Origin of the sequence: Brevibacillus fluminis (assembly GCF_052072235.1) — a bacterium.
Taxonomy (GTDB): Bacteria; Bacillota; Bacilli; order Brevibacillales; family Brevibacillaceae; genus Brevibacillus_D; species Brevibacillus_D fluminis_A.
This window is the reverse complement of the sequence record NZ_CM125436.1, coordinates 4978486-4998940: the sequence shown is the minus strand read 5'-3', so window position 1 is coordinate 4998940 and position 20455 is coordinate 4978486. Positions and strand designations below refer to the sequence as shown.

The window sequence follows — 20455 nt, the reverse complement described above, 5'->3', positions numbered from 1 at the left end:
ACGATTAAAATAAAAATATTTACCGAATTACTGTAATTGTTATTGAAATACAGTAAAACATGATTTATATTGATAATTAATTAAAATACAATTATTCGGAAAAAAGAGGTGATAGATGAGCGAAAACGTGGAGAAAAATGGGCTGTACTACGAATTAATGAAGAAAAAATGGCAGAGTTGTTCGAGTGTTGGCAGATTGGAAGCAAAAGTCGATTCAGATTGTTCCTTTAAAAAATACTGTATAGCTGTAATTATCCCGATCTTACTATTTTGGTTGGAAAACGCGAGTAGATGATTCCCAAAAAGAGGCCAAGGGGGAAATTGGTTGATGAAAAAGATATTGTGGATTAACCCGGTCACGACAGATGCCTTTGATCAGATTTTTGCGGACGAATTCGGCAAGATCAAACAGCCTGACACGATCGTCGATGTTGTATCCCTATCGAAATCAGCTGGTCCGCATCATCTCGAATACAACAGTTACGAATTGATGGTTATGCCCGAGCTTTTGACGACGATAAAAAAAGCCGAGGCGGATGGCTACGATGCGGCAATCATCGGCTGCTTCTATGATCCGGCGATCCGGGCAGCGCGCGAGCTGTCGCAAAAGATGGTCATCACCGCTCCGGCGGAGGCTTGCCTGCATGTCGCCACGACGTTAGGCGAAAGCGTCTCGATTATTGTCGGACGGAAAAAATGGATTCCCGAGATGAAAGAAAATGTGCATAAATACGGCTTTGCCGACAAGCTCGCTTCGTTCCGTTCGCTTGATCTGGGGGTGCATGATTTCCAGAAGGATCATGCAGAAACCGAGCGACGCATCAGAAATGCTGCAATTGCCGCAATTGAACAGGACGGGGCAGATGTGTTGGTCCTCGGTTGCACGATAGAGTTCGGTTTTTATAAAACGATCCAGGAGGAGTTGGGCATTCCGGTCATTGACGCCAGCCTGGCCCCGCTCAAATACGCAGAGTTCCTGGTTGAGATCAAGCAAAGATTCGGCTGGAGCCACAGCAAGCTGGTAGGGTATCAATCGCCGCCTGAGCTTGAGTGGGCAGCTTGCCTGCGTTGAAGATACGAAATATTCGCACGAAAGTAGGGGGTTCGAATGAGTGCAAAAGCGGAATTCAGCGAGCGGTCGACAGGAGATGCCGCTCCGATCGAGGTAGGCAAGGTTTTTGAAGAAATGCCCTTTACGTCGCAGCACTGGAAGGCTGGATTCGCTCTGTTTTTCTCCTTTGCCATCGAAGCGTGGGAATTGATGATCATCGTGTTCATCAGCGGGATGATCGCGGCTGATTTCCAGCTCGACCAGGTGCAAACTGGCGAAGTGATGGGCTCGATTTACCTCGGCATGATTCCTGGTTGCTTAGTGTGGGGGAAGATTACCGACCGATTTGGGCGCAAAAAAACGGTGCTGCTCAGCTTTGTTTTGTACGGGCTGCTTTCGTTGCTCAGTTCGTTTTCGGTCAATTTCGAAATGCTGTTTTGGACGCGTTTGATCGCAGGAGCGGCGTTATCTGGCGTGATGGTCGCGACATTCCCGTTCTTTGAAGAGCTTTTGCCGGTCAAGTCGCGGGGGCGGGCAGCCGTTTATCTGGCTTCCGGGTTCCCGATCGGCACCTTGATCGCAGTCGGCATCACGTATTTCTTTGGCCATCTCGGCTGGCACTGGATCATGGCGATCAGCTCGCTCGGCGCTCTCTGGTTTTTGGTTGTCTGGAAGCTGGTGCCCGAATCGCCTTACTGGCTGGCTGGCAAAGGTAAAACGGCGGAAGCGAAGGCTGCGTTGCTGCGGCTTTCCGAGAATAAGGTGGAGGGGCTGCTAAAAGGCCGAACGGTCACGGTGCCCCAGTTGAGTCAAGGCAATTTCATGGATATTTTCAAAGGCAAGCTGTTGAAGCCGACTTTACTGCAAACGCTGATCAATTTCTGCTTTTCATGGGGCTATTGGGCGCTGTTTTTATGGATGCCGTCCATGCTGGCGCAAAGCAAGGGATTATCCTTTGTCTCCAGCCTCGGGTTCGTCGTGCTGTCGGCATTGGCGCAATTCCCCGGTTATTTCGCTTCCTCTTATTTGACCGGCAAATTCGGCCGCAAAAAAGTCATGTTTGTGTTCGTCGTGCTCGCGGCTGTCGGCGGGTTCGGTTTCGCCGCTTCCAACACAATCACCGAGCTGATGGTTTATCTGGTGATCTTGTCCTTTTTCAGCCTTGGCGCTTGGGGCGTTTGGGATGTATGGATGGGCGAGCTGTATCCGACCAACATTCGCGGAGCCGGCTACAGTCTGGGGGCAACCGCGCAGCGCGTCGCCAACTGGATCGCGCCAACGGCAATCGGAGCGTTTCTGGCCACGAACCAAAGCTTTTTGATTACGAACGCCTTCATTACCAGCTTTCTGGTCGTGACCGCGATTACCGTCCTGTTTTTACGGGAGACGGAAGGGGAAATCCTTCATTAAAACATGTATACTAGATACAGTATACTAGAAAAAATGAAGGGGTATCAAAATGGAAGAAATTTATAAACGCATTCGCGATTTGCGCAAACAGCACGACTATACGTTGAAGGATCTCAGCGAAAAAACCGGACTGTCGGTCAGTTTTTTGTCTCAAGTAGAGCGGGGCGCGACATCGCTTGCGATCACATCGCTGAAAAAAATTGCGGATGCTTTTGAAGTGCCGATTACCGATTTTTTCGAGAATTTCAGCAACCAAAACTATGTCGTAAAAGTGGATGAGCAAAAGCCGTTTCGGATCGAGGGCAATACGGCGGAATATCGTCGGTTGGCCGGTGATTTCTCCGGGCGGATGCTGGAGCCGATGATTGTGACCCTTGAGCCGAATACGGTGCAAGGAAGCGTATTCAACCATCCGGGCGAAGAGTTTTTCTACGTGCTGGAAGGTGCCGTCATTTTCGAGGTAGATGGCAAAGAATATTTGCTCAAGGCGGGAGACTCGATTCATTATCCGTCCAACCTGCCGCACATGTGGTCCAATCCGCTCAATCAGACATCCAAAGTTCTCAGCGTGTTGACCCCGGTTATCTTCTAGATAGCCGGATCACCTATACATCTGTTCACAAGAAGGGTGGTTCTTATGAGAGTAGCTACAGATATTGGCGGTACATTTACAGATCTTGTGTATCTGGATGAAACGGGGAAAATTGGCGTAGCCAAAAGCGATACGACTCCTCCTCATTTCGAACAAGGGGTATTGGATGTTTTAAATAAAAGCGGCATCGAAAGTGCTGCAATCGATACGTTTATTCACGGGACGACTGTGATCATCAACGCGCTCACCGAGCGAAAAGGCGTAAAAACCGGCTTGATCACGACAAAAGGCTTCCGCGATGTGCTGGAGATCGCCAGGGGAAACCGTCCCGATCTGTTTAATGTTCGCTATGAAAAACCGACTCCGTTTATCCCGCGCTACTTGCGCCTGGAAGTGGAGGAGCGGATCAATTACAAGGGCGAGGTTCTCACTCCGCTCGACACAAACCAGGTGAGAGCTGCGGTAGAGCAGCTGCGGGCGGAAGGTGTCGATGCCATTGCGATCGCATTCCTACACGCCTATGCCGATGCGTCCCATGAGCGGCAGGCAATCGAGATCGTCAAAGAGGTATGGCCGGAAGTAGCGGTGACCGCTTCCTATGAGGTGACAAAAGAATGGCGCGAATATGAGCGGACAAGCACGGCGGTTCTCAACTCCTATGTCAAGCCGATCGCCGCTTCCTATATCGACAAGCTGGAGCGACAATTGGTCGAGCTGGGCGTGGCCGGCAACAAGTACATCATGCAATCCAATGCGGGGACTACAACTTTCGCCCAATCAAAAGAAACGCCCATCAACATGGTTGAGTCCGGTCCGGTCGCGGGAATTTTCGGCGCGGCGATGCTGGGCAAGCTGATCGGCGAGGAAAATATCATCGCGTTCGACATCGGCGGAACGACAGCCAAATGCTCGCTGATCAATCACGGCGAAGTAAAGGTAACGACCGATTACAAAATCGAGCATGATGACCGCAATGCCGGATACCCGATCAAGGTGCCTGTCGTCGACATCGTGGAGATCGGCAATGGTGGCGGCTCGATCGCGTGGATTGATGATGCGGGCTCGCTAAAAGTCGGACCACAATCAGCGGGCGCAATGCCAGGGCCAGTCGCTTACGGACGCGGCGGGGAAAATCCGACGACAACCGATGCGAATTTGGTTACCGGACGGCTTTCGCCGAAAAACTTCCAGTCGCAGGTAGACATGGAGGCGGTTCGCTCTGCAATTCAGCAAAAAGTGGCGGAATATTTCGATATATCGGTGGAGGATGCGGCGCTTGGCATCATTCGCATCGCCAATTCCAACATGTTGAATGCGCTTAAGCTGATTTCTGTGCGCAAAGGCTATGACCCGCGCGATTTCGCGCTCGTCGCGTTCGGCGGCGGCGGACCGATGCATGCGATGGCATTGGCGCGCGAGCTGGGTGTGAAAAAAGTCATCATCCCGATCGCGTCCGCCGTATTCTCGGCGTGGGGCATGCTGATGACCGATCTGCGCCACGATTATATCCAAACCTACATCCGCCGCGTAAACAGCCTCGATTTCACCGAACTGAACAACCGTTGGGACGAGCTGGAGGAGCAGGCGCAGACGCAATATGCTGCCGAGGGTATCGAGCAGGACAAGATCGTTTTCACCCGCTATGCCGATATGCGCTATCTGGGCCAGGAACATGCGGTAAAAGTGCCTGTGCCAGGCGGCGTGCTGAACGCGGAAACGCTGGCGGAAGTGGTCAACAGCTTCCACGGTCTGCATGAACAGCATTATACCTTTAAGCTTGAGGGCGCTCCGACTGAGATTGTCAACCTGCACTTGACCGCATTCGGAACCGTGCAGAAGCCGGAGGTCGCCAAGCTGGCGAATGTTGGCGACAATGCCGCAAGCGCTTTGAAAGAGACGCGGGCCGTTCTGTTTGAAGGAGCAGGTTGGCTGGATACACGCGTCTACGAACGCGAGGCTCTGAATGCCGGAACCGTGATTGCAGGGCCGGCGATCATTGAAGAGGTGTCTTCTTCAGCCGTCATTTATCCCGGTCAAACGGTTACCGTTGACCCATATGGAAATCTGATTGTACAAACGGGGGTGTAGCACATGATAGGCACAAATGCGAAAAACGACCAGTTTACACTTGAAATCGTCAAAGATTCGCTAATTGCGATCGGCGAAGAAATGTTCCATACATTGGCGCGCACCTCGATGAGCCCGATCATTTATGAAGTGCTCGACTTTGCCAGCGGCTTGACCGATGCCAAAGGACAGCTTTTGACCCAAGGGAATGGCGTGACCGGTTTCATCGGCATGCTCACTTTCATGGTCAAGGAAACGTTGAAAAAATACGGCGAAAAAGGCGCGATCAAGCCAGGGGATATCATTATTATCAACGATCCGTACGGTGGCGGCGGCTCACACTTGTCGGACGTAGGACTGGTCATGCCGATCTTTTACGAAGGCGAGCTGGTCGCATTTTCGGCGAACAAAGCGCACTGGACTGAGGTCGGCGGGAAAGATCCGGGTTCATGGACGACCGATTCGACGGAAATTTTCCAAGAGGGACTGCAGTTCCCGTGCGTCAAGCTGTTTGACGAAGGGCGCCTGAATGAGGCTCTGGTCGATATGATCCGCGCGAATGTGCGCTTCCCCGATCTATCTATCGGTGATATGTGGGCACAGGTAGCGGCACTGCGCACAGGCGAAAAACGCTTTGTCGAGCTGTGCGACAAGTATGGCAAAGCCGTTGTGATGGACTCGATTGACTTTTTGCTGACGCATGGCGAGCAGCTCTCGCGCAAAGAGATTGCCAAGCTGCCCAAAGGTGTTTTTGAGGCGGAAGATTTCATCGATGACGACGGGCTGGGCAACGGGCCGTTTCCGGTGAAGGTCAAGGTGACGATTACCGACGACGAATTTATTTGCGACTTCCGAGGCAGTCACCCGCAGGTACTGGGGCCTGTCAACTGCTCCTATACCGCACTTGTTTCCGCTGTGCGCGTCATCTTTTTGGCGGCGACCAATCCGTCGCAAGATATCAACGACGGCGTCTTCCGCCCGCTGCAGGTCATTGCGGACGATCGCTCGATTTTTTCCGCAGAACGACCGGCGGCGGTATCCACCTATTGGGAGACGATGATGTATGGTTCCGATCTGGTGTGGAAAGCGCTGGCTCCCGTGCTGCCGAATCGACTCAACGCGGGACATCTGCTGTCGGTCTGCGGCGTCGTGCTCTCCGGTCTGCATCAAGATACGAGCGAACCGTTTCTGATCGTCGAACCGTCTGTTGGCGGCTGGGGCGCTGGTCAAGGTTTGGATGGTGCGACTGGACAATTTTGTATCGGCGATGGCGAAACGTACAATGTGCCGGTTGAAGTGGCGGAGACGCGCTATGGCGTCATGCTCGGCGAATACAGCCTGCGCGCCGACGGGGCAGGAGCGGGTGAAAACCGCGGCGGTTCCGGCGTGATTCGCTCGTACCAGGCGATGACTGACGGGCAAACCGTGACGGCGACATTCGGCCGCCACAAATATTTGCCATGGGGCTTCAATGGCGGCGGCGACGGCTCGCGCAACGAGTTCGTGATCGTCAAGGCAAACGGCGAGGTAGCAGGGCCGTTTGGCAAGTACGCTCGCTTCCCGTTGCAAAAAGGCGATGTCGTCCGATTGATCACCGCTACCGGCGGCGGTTATGGCGATCCGCTGAAACGGCCTGTGGAAAAGGTTGCCTATGATGCCAAAAACGGCTATATCACGGTCGAGCAGGCAAAAGAAGTATACGGCGTCCTGCTTGATCCAAGCACATATGAGGTAGTGGGCACAACCCGCTAAACGCAGCAACACGAAATCGTACCGAAAAGGAGAGAACAAAGATGATTGTAGTGAAAACAGATGACGTGAAACCAGAGGACCGGCCAAGTATCTCTCTGAAAACATTATTTCCCGAAGACAGCATCGAGGGCGGGAAAACTGCTTTTGGTTATGTGACCGTACCGCCAAAAGCGCGCATTCCGCTAACGGGAACGGGGGCGCATGAAGGCAATGAATATTCGATCATCGTCAAAGGCTCGATCCTGTCCGTGTCCGGCGAGAAGGAATATCGGCTGACAAAAGGGGACGCCACGCTGATTCCAGCCGGTGAAGAGCATTGGGCGTACAATGATGGTGAAGAAGATTGCGAGATCGTGTTTGCACTGGTGCGCACGTAGGGAATAAGAACAGATAGCAGGCTGTCCATTGCGGCTGATCAACATGATCGCCACGGGGCAGCCTAGTTTTTTTCTGTGAAAAACGTTTCGGCGATTTTTTATGAACAAGAATACCGTTTGCGGAATACAAAACGGTGATAATCGTTTTGTATGTTCACCACCTTGACTTTCTCGTTACTATAGAGTGTATGATGGGGGGATGGAAAGGAGCAATCTGCTATGCCATCTTTGCGTCTCATGCAAACGACATTGATTGTTTTGGTTGGATTTGCCGGCATCAGCCAAGGGTTGACGCTGCCGCTGCTGGCGATTTTGCTGGAACAGCAAGGCGTATCCTCAATCGCCAACGGTGTCAATGCTGCGGCCATGTACATCGGCGTCATGCTGGTGTCGCCGTTTTTGGAACGGCTTCTGCAGCGCCTCGGCTATCGCGGCGCCATTATTCTCGGACTGATCCTGCTTATCAGCACTACCGTACTCATACCGCTGTCCAGCGGGCTTGTCGTCTGGTTTTTCCTGCGGCTGTTCATGGGATCGGGCGACTCGCTCCTGCACTACAATACGCAGCTTTGGCTGACGGCCATCGCGCCGCCGGAAAAGCGTGGCCGCATGCTTTCGATTTACGGATTGGCCTATGGAGTCGGGTTCAGCATCGGGCCATTGGGTATCAACCTGCTGCCGCTTGGCCTGTGGGTGCCGTTTGTTTTGGTCAGCATCCTGTACGCGTCGTCCTTCTTTTTGCTCTCCCGGCTGAAAAATGTGTATCCGGAACCGATGGGGCAGCAGCAGGAGGGCCAAAACCGTTTTGCCTATGTATTCCGCTATGGCTGGTTGGCTTTGATTCCGTCGTTTTTGTACGGCTACATGGAATCGTCGCTGAACGGCAGCTTCCCTGTTTTCGGCCTGCGCATCGGGCTGTCCATGGAGACGGTATCGATTCTGCTGCCGTCCTTCGTGCTGGGCGCGCTGATTTTGCAGATGCCGCTTGGTGCGTGGAGCGATAAGGTCGGCCGCAAACAAATCATGATGAGCTGCGCGGTCATCGGCGGGATCGCCTTCATTTTGTTCCCGCTCGCGCAAGGATCGCTGTGGATGATGCTGACGCTCCTGGTTATCGCAGGGGCGGTCGTCGGCTCATTTTACTCGCTCGGCATGGCCTATGCCGCCGACATTTTGCCAAGCTACATGGTACCTGCCGTAGGCGTCATCGTCGGTGTCAATTTCAGCGCAGGCAGCATCGTCGCCCCCAACCTGAACGGTGTGCTGCTCGGCGTCTCCCCCGGACTGATGTTCACCGTCATGGGCCTGCTCCTGCTCGCTTTCGCTATCGCAGGAATTTTCTTCCGTGTGGCTGCGCCACATTCCACAAGGCAGAAAGAAGAACAGACAGCACAAACGCAATCCATATAAAAAAAGATGTCCTCCAAGAGAGGACATCTTTTTTCATTATTTTTTTATCCCCAATAAAAAGAAGCGGGGAACGACCGCAGCGAAGGGAATTTTGCAAAAAACGGCACGCAGCCTTTACAATGCCAGCCGTTCTCCCCGACCCCCAGTAGGCATTGTAAGAGCGGAGAGCCGTTTTTTGCAAAAATCCCCGATCGACCACCGCAGCCTCTCCGTTTTTTACAACTTTCTCAGCTTCACACTGCTCGTCGTATGATCCGCCTGCTTCTCCAAAATCAACTGCGCCCGACTGCGCGTCGGCAAAATATTTTCCACCAGGTTGATGCTGTTGATCTCTTTCCAAATCGATAAAGCGGTTTCAACAGCTTCCGCATCAGAGAGAGTCGCATAGCGGCGGAAATAGGAATCCGGTTTTTGGAACGCCGTATTGCGCAGCATTTTGAATCGCTCGACATACCAGCGCTGGATGTCTTCCTCGGAAGCATCCACATAGATCGAGAAGTCAAAGAAATCGGAGACGAACACTTGCGGGATCGTTCGCGAATTGTTGGGATCACGCGTGATTTGCAGAACATTCAAGCCTTCGACGATGAGGATATCCGGCTGGCGAATGACCTGGCACTCGTTCGGCAAAATATCGTAGGCCAAATGCGAATAAATCGGCGCCTTCACCTCAGGAAGCCCCGATTTCACATCGGCCATGAATTGAATGAAGCGACGGATGTCGTAACTTTCGGGAAACCCTTTTCGCTTCATGATGCCGCGCTTCTCCAGCGTCCGGTTCGGATACAGGAAGCCATCGGTGGTGATGAGATCGACTTTTGGCGTATTGGGCCAACGCGCTAAAAGCGCTTGCAAAATACGTGATGTCGTACTTTTTCCGACAGCGACACTGCCGGCGACACCGATGATGTACGGCACTTTTTTGCTGCGATTGCCAAGGAAGGTACTGGTGGCATTGTAGAGCTCTTGCGTCGCTTCCACGTACAGGTTGAGCAGACGGGAAAGCGGCAGGTAGATGTCGGATACTTCCTGCATGGAGACGTGCTCATTGAGCCCTTGCAGTTTTTTCAGCTCGTCCTCGGACAGCGTGAGCGGAGTCGAAGCGCGCAGTTCCCGCCATTCTTCGCGGGAAAACGTGATATATGGAGAATAGTTGGTATCAACCACATCATAAGGTTTTTGGAACATGGGCGGATTGCTTCCTTTCCAGAACGGGATTATGCACGGAACGTCTCGCCAACGAAGCGTTAAGTCGTAATGGTATTCTCTCAAACAAAGCCGTTTTTTTCAACGCAAAAGAATACCCAAAGTGCGGCGATGCGAAAGAGGCTGTCGATCCTGCAAAGCGAATCGACAGCCTCTTTCATTTCTACCGTGTTTGCAGCTTTGCCAAAAAGCGTGGCGCCACCGTTTTTTGCAACTTGCTCGCTATTTCGAGCTGATATGGATCGTTTTCGTTTTTCCGTCCCACGTCACATGGGCGCCGACGGCTTCGCAAAGCGCGCGCAGACCGATTTGGCCATGCTGCTCAAGCGAAAGCGTTGCGCTTTTGCTGCCGAGCTTCACCGTCACGCTATCGCCTTTCGCGTTCCAGTTGGCGGTAGCGCCCAGCTTTTGCACAAGCTCTTTCGCGGAGACGGTGACTTTGCCATGCATGTTCATCGGAGCTTGCTGGAAGCTCTGCTTTTGACCGTTGATCATGACGGTGATGCCATGCGCTGCAGCTGCGCCATGGTTCATTTGTCCATGATTCATGTTGCCGCCCATCTTCATCTCGCTTCTTTTTTGCGCCACTTTGTCGACAAACGTCCAGTCGGTTTTCATGGCTTCCAGCTTATTGTTGTTTTTTACGAATGTATCGGCATCTGCAGCGGTCTGGAAGTAAGCGAAACCGTACTGCATCGGCGTTTTGATGTTGGCGGACACCACATTCGCCTTGCCGTACTCGACCCAGGCCAGCGTGTTGTAATCGCGGACCCACATCATCTGCGGCTCGGCGGCAAGCGTGCGCTTGTAGTTCAGCATGCAGCCGGCATCGTCAAAAAACAGCGTTTTTCCATCTGCGGTCAGCATTTGGGCGGTGAATTTGCCCATTTCCTCTTCTTTTAGATACACCTTCATCATGCAGTATGCGCATGTTGTGTCTTTGTCCGGTTCATGGGGAGCAGCCATGTGCCCTTCGTGTGCGCTGACCAGCGAAAAGGCGCCGGAGCAGAGGACAAGCGTCAACATCATCAGCATCATTTTTTTCCAATTCATGAGTGCGGTAACCTCCTTCAAATTCAACCTCTGCGAATAACGGTACCGAATCAGGCGCTCGGTTTGGTATAGCCCGATCGGGTTATTTTCAGCTGGGAAATTATGAACGTTAGGTGAATGATTGGAAAAATGGCCCAGGTGGGCTATTCCCAATTTGGCTGTTTTGCGAAGACCATAGGGTGATACCATTCGAATCTCGCGTGCATGACACAGTGAGGAGTATGACTTATGCGTGTAGGGCGAATTATGGCCGTGCTTTTTCTCTTGTTCTGCTGTTCGGTGCATGCTGCAGCGGCCAAAGGATCGTTACAGTCGATGATCGATCGGGCGGAAGCGGGCAGCACGATTGTTTTGCCGGACGGGACCTATGCAGGACCGCTTCTGGTAGCGAAGCCGCTTACGATCAAAGGGACGTCCAACACGCTGATCGTCGGGGGAGGAGCGGGGCCGGTCATCACGATCGAAGGGTCCGGCGTGACCTTGGACGGATTTGCTGTCGAACAACAGGACGGTGCCGATGGTTCTATCGCGATTGCGGTAAAAGGGACGCATCATCTGCTGCGATCGCTCTCGATTCGCACGGCGGGCGGTGGCGTCGGCCTGGTGGATGCAGCGGAAAACAAGCTGGAATCACTCCAAATCAGCGGGCAGAAGCAAGCGGGCAAGTCTCTTCATAAAGGGAACGGGATTGATCTCTTTGCGTCCCATCGCAACCGGATTGTCCAATGCGCGATCCAAGATATGCAGGATGGGGTATACGTGGAGAAAAGCGACGGAAACGAGTTGATCCGCAACGAAGTGTCAGGCTGTCGGTACGGTCTGCATGCGATGTATGCGAAAGCGAGCGTGCTTGCCGGCAATACGCTGCACCATAACACGACGGGTGCGATGGTGATGGAAGCGCAGGCGACCCGCATTGAAGACAATACGTTTGTGGATCAGCAAAAGCACGTGTTTTCCCAGGGGCTGCTCTTGTATGCCGCAAATGGCGGGACCGTTGCAGGGAACCGTTTTGAGCGAAACCGGGTCGGCGTCTATCTGGAACGCTCCAAAGGCAATGACTTGCATGCCAATCGGTTTGCCGCCAATTTCATCGGGATGCAGGTGCGGCAGTCAGCCGACAATGCGGTGGCCCAAAACGATTTCATCGGAAATGTCGTTCATGCGCAGGCGACCGAGAGCGAGGGCAACCGGCTGCAGCACAATTATTGGGACGATCATCAGGGAGTGGAAGCTGCCGACCGGCAAACGAGCAGCTTGCCGTATGAAATCGATCCGTTTTTCTTGACGGTAATCAAAGCGCATCCGGGTTACCAGCTGATGTTCCAGTCGCCGGGCATGAATTTGCTGAAGCAGCTGCTGAAGGCGGACAGCTCGATGCTTTTGGTCGATGCAGCGCCAGCGCTCGGTCCCCAATCGGTTGGGCGCGGCAGCGGGAAGGAAGCTGGCTGGCCGCTCGGGTTGTCGGCCGGAATGCTGCTTGCCGGCAGCATGACAATTTTTGTACGGGGGAGAAAATCATGAAAAAAACGATCGCGTTGCTTATCGGAATCGGAATCATCGGCGCATTGGCAGGATGCGGCACGGAAAGCGTCCAGCCGGTTCCGATTGATGAAGGCGTCGACATTTGCGAGGTATGCAACATGAGCGTGCCGAACAGCGCGTTTGCGACGGAGCTGATCGTGGAGAGCGGGCGTGTCTACAAGTTCGACGACATCGGCTGTATGCAAGAGTGGATCAAGGAGCACAACGATGAAAAAATAAAAGCCGAATTCGTCCGCGACCACCAATCGGCAGAATGGCTCGACCGGGGTCAAGCAGTTTATGCATTCGACCCGTCATTTCGCACGCCGATGGGCTACGGTGTTCTCAGCTTTAAAGACAAGGCAGGGGCTGAAGCGCTGATCAAACAGGAGCAGAAAGGCACGCTCCTGACTGCGGAAGAATTGAAGTCGCATCAATGGGAACGACATGACGATGCCGTGCAGGATATCAAGAAACAGCTGCTGCAAGAACAAGAACAAAAGAAAGAGCAGCCTGCAAAATAAGGATGGGGAATCGGTATGGTTGATACATGGGTGATGTTTCGCAAAGAGCTGCGCTCCTCGCTCAGGCAGCGTTCCTTTTATTTGTTCGGCATCCTGTTTTTGTTGATGATGGCCCTCATTTTATTGATTCAGCGCAATATTCCCGATGTCGGGGCCTATAACAATATGACCGGAACCTTGCTCAACGTGATGCTGTACTTGCTGCCGCTCATCGTGCTGTTGCTCGGATCGTTTTCCATTACCCAGGAAAAGGAGGAAGGCGGGTTTGCCCTGCTGCTGACCTATCCGCTCTCCTCTGGAAGTTATGTCATCGGCAAATATTTGGGCCAGTTCGTGTCGCAATGGGTTGTCGCCAGCTTTTCGTTCGGGATGGCCGGCGTGATTTGCCTGGCGCTGTCCATTCCGGTCGGTTTCGCGTGGATGGCGTTGCTCTATCTGTTTTCCGTCATGCTTCTCTTCACGTTTTTGGCAGTCGGGATCTTGATCGGAATCGGCTCGTCGAATCGCTGGCAAGCGCTGATGCTGTCCATCCTCGTCTGGTTTGTCTGCATCATGATCTGGCCGATGCTGCTGCTGGGGATTTTGGGGTTTTTGCCGTATCCGCTCGTCCAAAACACCTTGATCGGCCTGTCTGCCCTCAATCCTGCAGAAGCGCTGCGGATTATGCTCACCGCACAGCTGGGCGGCGGGGCCATTTTTGGGCAGCCGTACTATGTGCTGCTCGGCCATCTCGACGGAATGGCAGGCGGGGCATGGGCCATCGGGTATTGCGCTGTTTTCAGCAGCGTCCAACTCGTTCTCGGGAAAATCTGGATGGAGAGGAAGCGCAAGCATGGATAACCAACCGTCTCGGACAGACATGATTTCCGTAAGCGGCGTGAGCAAAAGGTATTGCGGACATACGGCGCTTGCGCCCGTCACGCTCGAATTCGCCCAAGGGCAAATCGTCGCGTTATGCGGGGGAAATGGCGCGGGAAAGAGCACGCTGATCAAAATGATCGCGGGCATGATCCCCCCTTCCACAGGGGAGGTAACGATCGACGGCATCGGCTGGAGGCGAAACCGCACCGCGTATGCAAAAAAAATCGGCTACATGCCGGATGATTTCCAGTTTCCCGGCGGAGTCACGGTGCGCGAATGGCTGGGCTTTTATGCCGCATTGCGTCACGTTCATCCGGAATGGATCGATGAAATGCTCGGCAAAGTAGGCTTGCAGGAACACGCGCACAAGCTGTGCACCAGCCTGTCAAAAGGCATGCGCCAACGTCTCATGCTGGCACAGGCCGCTGTGGCAAAGCCGGCGGTCCTGCTTCTGGACGAACCGACAAACGGTCTCGACCTGCATTGGATCAGCTGGTTTGTCGCCATGATGAAGGAGTTTCGGCAATCCGGGCAGACCATCGTGTTTTCCACCCATCAGCTTGAAGTGGCGACGGAATTGGCCGACGAACTGATTTACATCCACGACGGGAAGCTGTTGAAAACGTTCATTTGCAACCAGGCGGACAGGCAGCACATGCAGGAAGAGATCCAGGACCTGCTTTTCGCGGCCGCCATGCCAGGCGCCTGATCATGACGAAAAAGCACCTCAAGTAGGTGCTTTTCTATTTTTTTACTTTCCCGTTGTCCAATAGCTGGCTTACCGTGACGAATTTGTAGCCTTTTTGCCGCAAGTCGATGATGAGTTCGCGGAGCGCCTTCAGCGTCTGCTTTTGATTCAGGCCCCCATCGTGGAACAGGATGATGTCGCCAAATGTGACGTGTTTTTTCACGCTGTTGGCAATCACGGAAGCGGTGCGGCGCAAGGACCAGTCGCGCGGATCGACGGACCAATGGATGATGTCGTAGCCAGACGTTTGCACGGCGTTCATCACATTCGGGCTCATGACGCCGCCGGGCGGCCGGTAATACTGGGTCAGCAGTCCGGTGGTGCGCAAAATGCTTTGCTCGGAGCGCTTGATGTCATCGTAAATTTCCTGCTCGGTCAGCTTGTTCAGGTCATGATGGAAATAGCCGTGATTCCCGATTTCATGTCCAGCCTTCTTGATCCACTGGATGATTTTGGGGTACTTGTCGACTTGCGAGCCCAAGACAAAAAAGGTGGCGGGCACGCCATACTGATGCAAGGTTTCCAAAATCAACGGCGTATAGACAGGATCAGGGCCATCGTCAAAGGTAAGCGCGACCACTTTGCGCTGTGTGTCGATCCGGTGAATAGGCTCATAGTTGGTCCGAGGCATACCGGATGCCTGCAGCGGAACCAGCCCGATCACTAGCAAAAGAAACAGCAAGGCAAGGCGTTTGATAGCAAGCAGCTCCTTTCTGGTAATCATGCCGTATCCGGCTGATCCTAAGTTTTTATGGTACAATTGAGGGAGTTGCAAGCAAAGGGGAGAGCTGTTTTGGAGAAAAACGGACTGCTGCGCGGGCTTGTCCATACCTATCATGGAAAAGACCAGCCTGTAGACTATTATTTGCATTTAGACGACGAGAAAATCCCACTCAACGATTTGCTCGGATCGGATATTTCCATAACTTACCTGGGGCAGAAGAATTGCATTTCCTGCGGCCGCAAGACAAACAAGACGTTTAACAGCGGATATTGTTATCCGTGTTTCACCAATCTGGCAGAGAATGACCTCTGTATCGTCAAGCCGCATGAATGCCATTTCGACAATGGGACATGCCGGGATGAAAGCTTCGGCGAAACGTACTGCATGATCCCGCACTACGTGTACCTGGCATTGTCCAGCGATGTGAAGGTCGGGCTGACACGCAAGCACAATCAGTTGAAACGCTGGGTCGACCAGGGGGCGATTCGTGCCATCCCGATCGCCGAGCTGCCGACGCGGCGGATGGCTGGCGAGCTGGAGTTTCATCTCAGCCAGTATTTGCCGGACAAGACCAACTGGCGCAAAATGCTGAAGGGCGATGTGACGGACAAAGATTTGCTTTCGATTCGCGATGAGGTGTATCAACACTTTCCGGAACAATTCAAACCGTTCCAGTTGAATGAAAACGAATGGGTGGACATCACGTATCCGATTTTGGAGACTCTCGACAAAATCAACTCCATGTCGCTGGACAAGACGGAAACGATTCAAGGGAAGCTGCTCGGGGCCAAGGCACAGTATCTGATTTTAAGCACCGGCGTGTTCCAGACACGGAAGCACGCAGGGTATCAGGTAGCCTTTCGGGGCTAAATATGGTACCTTCGTGGAAAATCTTGCAAAGAGGTGAAAGGAAATGAGCCAATCGACGCAAACGCTCCGTTTCTACGGATATGACAAGTGCGGCACATGCAGCAAAGCGAAAAAGTGGCTGGACCAGGCAGGCACCAGCTATGAATCGATTCCGATCGTGGATCGTCCGCCGAGCAAGGATGAGTTGCGTGACATGTGGAAAAAAAGCGGACTGGACCTGCGCAAGTTTTTCAATACGAGCGGCCAGTTTTATAAAGAAATGAACCTGAAGGATAAGCTTCCGAGCATGACGGAAGAAGAGATGCTCGAACTGCTCGCATCCAACGGCAAGCTGATCAAGCGCCCGCTGGCAACCGACCAGCAAACGGTGACGGTCGGGTTCAAAGAAGATGAGTATGCAAAAACATGGGGGAAGCACGAATGAGCGGACGTCAACCATCCAAACGGCTCAACCAGTTGACCTCGGCCATTTTTACGGAAATGGCGGAACGGAAGCGCCAGGTCGCCCAGCGCATGCAGGTGATCGATCTGGGGATCGGCAGCCCGGATAAGCCGCCGGCTCCCCACTTGATACAGGCATTGGTTGACGCGGTGCAAAATCCGGAAAACTACGGCTACCCGGGCTCGCAAGGATCGCCTGCGTTTCGCCAGGAAGTGGCGGCATGGTATCGCCATCGTTTTCACGTTGAGCTGAACCCGGATACGGAAATTCATGCGCTGATGGGTTCGCAGGACGGCTTGGCGCATCTCGCGCTGGCATGGGCAGACCCGGGCGATGTCGTGCTCGTTCCAGATCCCGGCTATCCGATTTATGCGGGAAGCGTCCATCTGGCGGGAGCCGAGCTGTACCCGATGCCCCTTCGTGCGGAAAACAACTTTCTGCCGGATTTGGCTGCGATCCCTGCGGATGTGCGCAAACGCGCCAAGCTCATGATCCTCAACTACCCGAACAATCCGGTATCGGCCGTGGCGCCGCTGTCTTTTTTTGCGGAAGTCGTACAGTTCGCCAAGGAAAACGACATCATCGTCGCTCACGATTTGGCTTATTCGGAGATGGCCTTTGACGGGTATCGTCCGCCAAGTTTTCTGGAAGCGCCGGGTGCAAAGGAAGTTGGGATCGAGCTGAACTCGTTTTCCAAAAGCTTCAATATGGCAGGCTGCCGGATCGCTTACGTGGTCGGCAATGCCGAACTGATCAAGCCGCTTGCGATCGTGAAATCAAACATCGATTACGGTGTGTTTGACGCTGTCCAGCAGATGGCGGTGGCAGCGCTTGTGCATGACAGAACGTGCGGCGAGGTGAATCCGATTGGCTCGTTGTACCAGGAACGCCGCGATGTTTTGCTCAGCTCGCTTGCAGAGGCCGGCTGGGTCATCGAGCCGCCGAAGGCGACCATGTTCATTTGGGCGAGAGTGCCGAATGGCTTCACGTCCCGCTCATTTGCGTTCGAGCTGCTGGAAAAGACGGGCGTCGTCGTCATTCCGGGCGATGCGTTTGGTCAGGAGGGCGAGGGCTATGTGCGGATCGCTTTGGTGAAAGAGCCGGATGTGCTCCGCGAAGTTGCGCGCAGAATCAAAGAGAGCGGCCTATTACGTTAATTGTAAAAACTGTAAACATTCCTTAAAATCATTCCTACATTGTATTGACTATAATTTAGACTATTGTTATCATAGGTTGTGTACCGCGTACAACAAATTCGATAAAAAGTTGAGGAGGCACTACATAATGGCACAACGTCTTATTGGTCTACCGGCTCCTGATTTCACCATGAAAACCGCTCTGGGCAACGGTCAAGAATTCGGTCAAGCTTCCCTGTCCGACTATAAAGGAAAATGGCTCGTTCTGTTCTTCTATCCATTGGACTTCACTTTCGTATGCCCAACGGAAATCATCGCGCTGAGCGATGCGATCGAAGATTTCAAAGATCTGGATGCTGAAGTTCTCGGCGTATCCACGGACTCCATCCATTCCCACAAAGCGTGGATCAACACACCTCGCGAACAAAACGGTTTGGGCGGCCTGAACTACCCGCTCGCTTCCGACAATCTGCAAACGGTAGCGAAAGCTTACGGCGTTCTGGATGAGAACGAAGGTATCGCATTCCGCGGCCTGTTCATCATCGATCCAGAAGGCATTCTGAAATATCAAGTTGTAACTGACCTGAACGTAGGCCGTTCCGTAGACGAAACGCTGCGCGTTCTGCAAGCTCTGCAATCCGGCGGTCTGTGCGCTGCTAACTGGCGCCCAGGTCAAGCTAACCTGTAATTCACTTCTTTTTGAAATGAAGGGTCTAACTTACTTTGTTAGGCCCTTTTTTTCTCAGCACGAGCTATGCTGCCTGTTATCGAAAGCAAGTGACTTCAATTCGCATGAATAAGAATGGGGAGGAGCGGTTATAATGCGTTTGCGTGAAGAACTGCCTGATTTTCCTGGAGTTACGGAATGGGTAAACGGCCAAGCGACGAAAGCGGAATTGGCAGGCAAGCCTGTCTTGGTCCATTTTTGGTCGGTCAGCTGCTACATGTGTAAGGAATCGCTGCCGCAGATCAACGAATGGCGCGAGAAGTATGCGGAAAACGGCCTCAAGGTGATCGGTGTCCACATGCCCCGCTCGGAAGCGGATACGAACATTGAGACGATCAAGCAAACGATCGCACAGTATGAGCTGACCCATCCGATCGCCATCGACAACGAAATGAAGACGACGGATGCGTTCGCGAACGAATACGTTCCTGCCTATTACTTGTTTGACGAAAACCTGCAGCTTCGTCACTTCCAGGCCGGTGAAAAAGGCCTGAACATGGTGAAGAAACGGCTGCATCGAATTTTGGGGATTGAAGAGGAATCTTGATCGCTTTGTCCAATTATGTATAGGTATTTATTGAACAGCGATTGACAGGAGGCTAAATCAAATGGAATTTCCTAAGAATCTGCGCTACAGCGAAGAACATGAGTGGGTACGCGTCGAAGGCAACAAAGCGTACATCGGTATCACTGAATTCGCTCAATCCGAGCTGGGTGACATCGTGTTTGTCGAACTGCCTGAAGTAGGGGCAACGATCAAGCAAGATGAGCCATTCGGAAGCGTTGAATCCGTGAAAACCGTATCCGAGCTGTACGCACCGGTCACCGGTACTGTCATTGAGGTGAATGGTGAACTGGAAGATGCGCCTGAACTCGTGAACTCTTCTTCCTACGACAAGGCTTGGATGATCGTTGTCGAGTTGGCCGACGCCAGCGAACTGGACAAATTGATGGATGCCGACAAGTATGAAGCAATGGTAAAAGAATAAGATTGCTTTAGGAAGAATCCCCTGGTTGCCATTGACGGTGAGCAGGGGAATTTTTTTGCAGGTCGGGATTTACAATAAATGCCACTATGCTATTCTGGGTAAGGAACCAAAAATGCCGCCATTCGTATTTCACAGTGGCGGGAAAATTCCGAGTGGGAGAGGGGATTTGCGCGATGTTTGGCAAATTGGCAGCAGACGCTCTTGGATTAAGCGATTTGGGTACAATCATCAAACCGAAGGATTTTGACAAGACAGACTCCGATGATTATGTAATGCATGAAGACGGCGAGACCATTTATTTTCTCATCAAGTCCAAGACAGATGAATACTGCTTTACAAACCAGGCGCTGATTCATTTGGATGGAACCAGTGCGATCAGCAAGAAGCGAATGCTCCGCCGCTTCCCATACTCCACACACAAAATTACCGAAGTCGCATTGGAGACGGCCGGAACGGTCGACCTGGACATCGAGATCAAATTCTCGATCGGTCCTCATCACTATTCTATCGACGTATATAAAAAACATTTGGAAGAAGTAAAAGATTTGTACAAGGCTTTGCAAAAAATCGCCGAAATCATGCATGAAAACGAAGTTGCGCTGGAGTATGCGCGGCAAAGCCTTGAATCCGCTCAAAACACGCTCGGCCGCGTGGCAGGGATTCAAGCGGATGTGGCCAATCAGTTTAAGGAGATCAACCAGTATACCTTTACCTGGTTAACCGAGTCAAAAGAGAAGTACGTCGTGAAAGATTTTGGCAAAGTCTTTGAGAAGTTCATCAATAACTGATGAGAAGATGAAAAGCCCCTCGTCGAGAAGGGGTTTTTCTTTATGAATTGCTGTCCAAAATTTATCACTTTTCAACGTCAAAGCGTTTATGTATGATAGGAAATAGAGGGAAGTTTAGTGATATTACATTTTTTAACACAAAGCATATATTAGACAATTTAGAAGATTTAAAATTAAATATAGTTTTGTAAAGTGTGCTATAAT

21 protein-coding genes are annotated in these 20455 nt (G+C 52.4%); 18 read left to right on the top strand and 3 right to left on the bottom strand.

Annotation, left to right across the window (positions count from 1 at the left end):
* Positions 1-325: 325 nt before the first annotated feature.
* The 7 genes from ACTID9_RS24565 (at position 326) to ACTID9_RS24535 (ending at position 8659) form a co-directional block, all read left to right on the top strand.
* Positions 326-1072, top strand: a complete 747-nt coding sequence (locus ACTID9_RS24565) for an aspartate/glutamate racemase family protein (RefSeq protein WP_441067632.1) — start codon at positions 326-328, stop codon at positions 1070-1072.
* A gap of 36 nt (positions 1073-1108) precedes the next feature.
* Positions 1109-2461, top strand: a complete 1353-nt coding sequence (locus ACTID9_RS24560) for an MFS transporter (RefSeq protein WP_441067630.1) — start codon at positions 1109-1111, stop codon at positions 2459-2461.
* A 49-nt stretch (positions 2462-2510) separates the two neighbouring features.
* On the top strand, positions 2511-3053 hold the full coding sequence (locus tag ACTID9_RS24555; RefSeq protein WP_441067628.1) for a helix-turn-helix domain-containing protein: 543 nt from the start codon (positions 2511-2513) through the stop codon (positions 3051-3053).
* Positions 3054-3098: 45 nt separating this feature from the next.
* Entirely contained in the window at positions 3099-5141 is a 2043-nt protein-coding gene (locus ACTID9_RS24550; RefSeq protein WP_441067626.1) for a hydantoinase/oxoprolinase family protein, read from the top strand.
* A 3-nt stretch (positions 5142-5144) separates the two neighbouring features.
* Positions 5145-6872: a hydantoinase B/oxoprolinase family protein gene (locus tag ACTID9_RS24545; protein WP_441067624.1), complete on the top strand. Its 1728-nt coding sequence runs from the start codon at positions 5145-5147 to the stop codon at positions 6870-6872.
* Positions 6873-6913: 41 nt separating this feature from the next.
* On the top strand, positions 6914-7249 hold the full coding sequence (locus tag ACTID9_RS24540; RefSeq protein ID WP_441067622.1) for a cupin domain-containing protein: 336 nt from the start codon (positions 6914-6916) through the stop codon (positions 7247-7249).
* A 219-nt stretch (positions 7250-7468) separates the two neighbouring features.
* On the top strand, positions 7469-8659 hold the full coding sequence (locus ACTID9_RS24535; protein WP_441067620.1) for an MFS transporter: 1191 nt from the start codon (positions 7469-7471) through the stop codon (positions 8657-8659).
* Between the two features lie 216 nt (positions 8660-8875).
* On the opposite strand, the gene coaA is transcribed toward ACTID9_RS24535, so the two are convergent.
* Both coaA and ACTID9_RS24525 read right to left on the bottom strand, forming a co-directional pair.
* On the bottom strand, positions 8876-9847 hold the full coding sequence (gene coaA / locus ACTID9_RS24530) for a type I pantothenate kinase (protein WP_441067618.1): 972 nt from the start codon (positions 9845-9847) through the stop codon (positions 8876-8878).
* 240 nt (positions 9848-10087) lie between these two features.
* Positions 10088-10918, bottom strand: coding sequence for a stalk domain-containing protein (locus tag ACTID9_RS24525; RefSeq protein WP_441067616.1), 831 nt, complete (start codon positions 10916-10918; stop codon positions 10088-10090).
* A 228-nt stretch (positions 10919-11146) separates the two neighbouring features.
* Between ACTID9_RS24525 and ACTID9_RS24520 the strand changes: the two genes are divergently transcribed.
* Genes ACTID9_RS24520 through ACTID9_RS24505 form a run of 4 tightly spaced genes read left to right on the top strand, consistent with a single transcriptional unit; the run spans position 11147 to position 14536 of the window.
* On the top strand, positions 11147-12442 hold the full coding sequence (locus tag ACTID9_RS24520) for a right-handed parallel beta-helix repeat-containing protein (RefSeq protein ID WP_441067614.1): 1296 nt from the start codon (positions 11147-11149) through the stop codon (positions 12440-12442).
* A complete protein-coding gene (locus ACTID9_RS24515) occupies positions 12439-12966 on the top strand; it encodes a nitrous oxide reductase accessory protein NosL (RefSeq protein WP_441067612.1) in 528 nt (175 codons plus the stop codon). Before ACTID9_RS24520 ends, ACTID9_RS24515 begins: the two co-directional genes overlap by 4 nt.
* Before the next feature lie 15 nt (positions 12967-12981).
* Positions 12982-13806, top strand: a complete 825-nt coding sequence (locus ACTID9_RS24510; protein ID WP_441067610.1) for an ABC transporter permease — start codon at positions 12982-12984, stop codon at positions 13804-13806.
* Positions 13799-14536 carry an ABC transporter ATP-binding protein gene (locus ACTID9_RS24505; RefSeq protein ID WP_441067608.1) on the top strand — a complete coding sequence of 246 codons (738 nt, stop codon included), beginning with the start codon at positions 13799-13801 and terminating at the stop codon, positions 14534-14536. The genes ACTID9_RS24510 and ACTID9_RS24505 overlap by 8 nt, the downstream gene beginning before the upstream one ends.
* Positions 14537-14570: 34 nt before the next feature.
* Here ACTID9_RS24505 and ACTID9_RS24500 read toward each other — a convergent pair whose 3' ends face one another.
* A complete protein-coding gene (locus tag ACTID9_RS24500) occupies positions 14571-15299 on the bottom strand; it encodes a polysaccharide deacetylase family protein (protein WP_441067606.1) in 729 nt (242 codons plus the stop codon).
* Between the two features lie 69 nt (positions 15300-15368).
* Here ACTID9_RS24500 and ACTID9_RS24495 point away from each other — a divergent pair, with 69 nt between their 5' ends.
* The 7 genes from ACTID9_RS24495 to ACTID9_RS24465 all read left to right on the top strand — a co-directional run bounded on the left by ACTID9_RS24495 (position 15369) and on the right by ACTID9_RS24465 (position 20251).
* Positions 15369-16169, top strand: coding sequence for a DUF2797 domain-containing protein (locus tag ACTID9_RS24495; protein WP_441067604.1), 801 nt, complete (start codon positions 15369-15371; stop codon positions 16167-16169).
* A 43-nt stretch (positions 16170-16212) separates the two neighbouring features.
* Positions 16213-16593, top strand: coding sequence for an arsenate reductase family protein (locus tag ACTID9_RS24490; RefSeq protein WP_441067602.1), 381 nt, complete (start codon positions 16213-16215; stop codon positions 16591-16593).
* Entirely contained in the window at positions 16590-17768 is a 1179-nt protein-coding gene (locus tag ACTID9_RS24485; RefSeq protein WP_441067600.1) for an aminotransferase class I/II-fold pyridoxal phosphate-dependent enzyme, read from the top strand. Before ACTID9_RS24490 ends, ACTID9_RS24485 begins: the two co-directional genes overlap by 4 nt.
* A gap of 127 nt (positions 17769-17895) precedes the next feature.
* Positions 17896-18435, top strand: a complete 540-nt coding sequence (locus ACTID9_RS24480; protein WP_441067598.1) for a peroxiredoxin — start codon at positions 17896-17898, stop codon at positions 18433-18435.
* 133 nt (positions 18436-18568) lie between these two features.
* Complete coding sequence (locus ACTID9_RS24475) at positions 18569-19021, top strand: redoxin domain-containing protein (RefSeq protein WP_441067596.1); 453 nt, start codon at positions 18569-18571, stop codon at positions 19019-19021.
* 61 nt (positions 19022-19082) lie between these two features.
* Positions 19083-19463: a glycine cleavage system protein GcvH gene (gcvH, locus tag ACTID9_RS24470; RefSeq protein WP_122919285.1), complete on the top strand. Its 381-nt coding sequence runs from the start codon at positions 19083-19085 to the stop codon at positions 19461-19463.
* Positions 19464-19636: 173 nt separating this feature from the next.
* On the top strand, positions 19637-20251 hold the full coding sequence (locus tag ACTID9_RS24465) for a PH domain-containing protein (RefSeq protein WP_441067593.1): 615 nt from the start codon (positions 19637-19639) through the stop codon (positions 20249-20251).
* Positions 20252-20455: the final 204 nt, after the last annotated feature.